2 protein-coding genes are annotated in these 3,003 nt (G+C 34.3%); one reads left to right on the top strand and one right to left on the bottom strand.

Annotated features, from left to right (window positions below; genetic code table 11):
- Window positions 1-308: 308 nt before the first annotated feature.
- Window positions 309-1,626, top strand: a 1,318-nt coding sequence (locus tag AFK68_RS40955) for a hypothetical protein (protein ID WP_143437492.1), incomplete at its 3' end; no start/stop codon positions are given.
- A gap of 471 nt (window positions 1,627-2,097) precedes the next feature.
- On the opposite strand, the gene AFK68_RS03970 is transcribed toward AFK68_RS40955, so the two are convergent.
- Window positions 2,098-2,325 carry a hypothetical protein gene (locus AFK68_RS03970; protein WP_094671682.1) on the bottom strand — a complete coding sequence of 76 codons (228 nt, stop codon included), beginning with the start codon at window positions 2,323-2,325 and terminating at the stop codon, window positions 2,098-2,100.
- Between the last annotated feature and the right edge of the window lie 678 nt (window positions 2,326-3,003).

Consider the following 3,003-nt stretch of genomic DNA (forward strand, 5'->3'; position numbering starts at 1 on the left):
TTATTATTGTGTTTACTCCTCCCCACACTCCCCACACTCCCCACACTTTCCCAACCAATCAGATATAGAAATATTTTTGAGAAATGGTATTATATAGCTATGATTAATTTTTTGTCTATAATTTAAGTAGATAAATTAATTAAGTCTGAGGTAATGTTATGATTCCAANTCCCCACACTCCCCACACTCCCCACACTTTCCCAACCAATCAGATATAGAAATATTTTTGAGAAATGGTATTATATAGCTATGATTAATTTTTTGTCTATAATTTAAGTAGATAAATTAATTAAGTCTGAGGTAATGTTATGATTCCAAATCCTGCGATAATGACAGCCGTGGAAAATTTTGGCTACCGCGTTACTGTGGGAGATGTAGCAGCTAAAGCTGGATTAGATGTGAAAGTGGCAGAACAGGGATTATTAGCTTTAGCTACAGATGCTGGTGGTCATTTACAAGTATCAGAATCAGGGGAAATTGCTTATTTATTTCCTAATAATTTTAGAGATGTTTTACGCAATAAATTCTGGCGCTTAAGATTAAGAGAATGGTGGGAAAAAGTTTGGCGGATATTGTTTTATTTAATCAGAATTTCTTTTGGGATTTTGTTAATACTTTCTTTGGTAATTATCATGGTTGCTATTACCATTATTGTTATTTCAATTAATTCTAGCAGTGAACAAAATGACTCAGGTGGTGGGGGTAATAATTCGGGTGGTGGAATGGTATTTTTCCCCCGGTTTGGATTTAATCCTTTTTGGTTTTGGTGGTTTGATTGGGGATATTATGATGAACCTTATAGATATCAACGACAAAGAGAAAGAAAAAGACAAAAATCTCGAACTTCAGATAAAGAAAATGAGATGAATTTTTTGGAGGCTGTCTTTTCTTTTCTATTTGGAGATGGAAACCCTAATTACAATTTAGATGAGCAACGTTGGCAGGCGATCGCTACTGTAATTAAGAATAATCAAGGGGCGGTAGTTGCGGAACAAATTGCTCCTTATTTGGATGATTTAGGAAAAGGATATGCTCTGGAATATGAGGAGTATATTTTACCAGTATTAATTCGTTTTAATGGTCGTCCGGAAGTTAGTCCTGATGGTCAAATTGTGTATCATTTTCCTGAGTTACAAACAACAGCAAAAGAGTGGTATTCTCAACCTGTTTCTGCTTATTTGAAGGAAAAACTTTGGCGTTTTAGCGAGGCAAATTCTGGTCAAATAATGTTAGCAACTGGATTAGGTGCTGTTAATTGTGTTGGTGCTTTAGTTTTGGGTTCGTTGTTAAAAGATGGTACAGTTGTAGCTCAGATTGGAGGGTTTATTGCTTTTGTTGAAGTGATTTATCCTGTATTGCTGGCTTATGGTGTAAGTTTTTTAGTATTGCCATTAATTCGTTATTTTTGGGTACAATGGCGTAATGGTAAAGTTGATAAACGGAATCAACAAAGGCAAAACAGAGCTGTTGCTTTAAACCAGGCTAATAATCTATTAAGTCAGAAAATTGAGTATGCTAGAGAATTTGCTAAAGAAACGATTCTTAGTAATCAAGATTTAGCATATACAACGGAAAAGAATGTGCTAGATCAGGAAGCTGAACAGTCAGATAAAATTGATGCTGAATNGCGTAATGGTAAAGTTGATAAACGGAATCAACAAAGGCAAAACAGAGCTGTTGCTTTAAACCAGGCTAATAATCTATTAAGTCAGAAAATTGAGTATGCTAGAGAATTTGCTAAAGAAACGATTCTTAGTAATCAAGATTTAGCATATACAACGGAAAAGAATGTGCTAGATCAGGAAGCTGAACAGTCAGATAAAATTGATGCTGAATGGCAAAGAAGATTGAATCAATCAGATAGTTAAAATATTAGTTAAATTTGTCAAACATTCATAATTTATATTGGTAAGCATTTTATTCTAGTTTTAGATAAAAGCTTTATTAATTGAATTAAATTTCATTCAATTCAATCTTACTATAAAAGCCGAATTTAAAGGCTATATTCATTTATAGCAAGTCCTTAAGGTTTAGATATTATTGCTGTTTGCGTAGCATTCCGCAGGAAGAACTGACCGCTAATAGCTAAATGCTTACTTATATTGTCATTTTAGGACGTTTAAATATAAGGTAATTATTGTCAGATTTTGAGTTATGGCTAAAAGCTACTAATTCCCATCCTTCATTACCCAAATAATTAACTAATTCGTATAATGTTTTATCTTTCCATTGTCGCCATTCTTTGCCGTTTATGTATATGGTAATCAGCTTATCCCCAAAAGGATAAGGGCTTGCTTCTGCTAAGAGATATTCCCACTTTTGCATTTGTTATCTAAAAATATGGAACCATTTATGGGAGAATTTTTCAGGAGTGCGGGGGCAGAGGTAATATTATCGTAATTATTAGTTTGCTTATTAGCTGTCAGGTTTTTTTATCCCTAATATTACATTGGTTTCAAGACTGTTTAATCTTAGGGGTTTGCTGAAAAAGTCTTATGGATGAGGGTAGGAGTCCTAGGGGTGATTCGCGTTTCAGCTATCGCCGACATGAATGGGGAGCATTCCGTAGGAAATCACCCGTACAGGAGAAATGAGAATTACAGAGGATGTAGTCGGATATATTTGTCCCTCAATTGTTCCACCCTTGTCTACTCAAAATCCTCACATTTTCAGCCTTTTGGGAGTAAAAACCTTGCACTTTTTTAGCATACGCAAAGGCTAAAGCCTTTATCTGTCAATACTTTTATATTTAATCAGCCAGCCCTAGTTAATTAATATGCCAAATCCTAACTCTTATATAGCATTTTTATTTGAGATGTAAACTCAATCTCCTTATTTAGTAATTCTTTTAGCACTCTAGATATTTACGAATCATTTAAAAACACTATAGCAATTCCCAAAAAGCGTGAGGTACAAAATTTTAGGTTTGAGGGAACACTTAACTGGGAACAGGGAAGAAAAAGACAAAAATACAACTGTACGTCATAAGCTTGGGAAACGCTA

It is taken from the genome of Hydrocoleum sp. CS-953, assembly GCF_002260545.1.
Taxonomy (GTDB): Bacteria; Cyanobacteriota; Cyanobacteriia; order Cyanobacteriales; family Microcoleaceae; genus Trichodesmium.

Bases quoted from the DNA above. Each gene is read 5' to 3' on its own strand.
- AFK68_RS03970 (WP_094671682.1), bottom strand. From the start codon at position 2,325: ATGCAAAAGTGGGAATATCTCTTAGCAGAAGCAAGCCCTTATCCTTTT.